Origin of the sequence: Streptomyces galbus (assembly GCF_005280195.1) — a bacterium.
Lineage (GTDB): Bacteria > Actinomycetota > Actinomycetes > Streptomycetales > Streptomycetaceae > Streptomyces > Streptomyces galbus.
Window position 1 is genome coordinate 1 of sequence record NZ_SZPR01000091.1, and the last position, 245, is coordinate 245.

A 245-nucleotide genomic window follows, 5' to 3' on the forward strand; every position below is an offset into this window, starting at 1 on the left:
TTTGCACAACCAACTAAAAACTGTTGCCGTTTCATGCTTTTGTTCATGCCGGAAGCACAGTTGCAAAACACCGTTTTTTCAGGTCTGCAAACGGCCACAAGACGGGTTATGCTCTCATAGTTCAACGGATAGAACGGAGGTTTCCTAAACCTTTGATCTGGGTTCGATTCCCAGTGAGAGTACAGTCTTTAAGTTATAAGGAAGTTATCGGAAGTTATAAGGAAGTAAACTCGCTTCGCGAGAGA

Annotated in this window: 1 tRNA gene; it reads left to right on the plus strand. The window is 43.3% G+C overall.

Annotated features, from left to right (window positions below):
- Positions 1-110 precede the first annotated feature (110 nt).
- Positions 111-182 (plus strand) — tRNA-Arg (locus tag E4U92_RS35670).
- Positions 183-245: the final 63 nt, after the last annotated feature.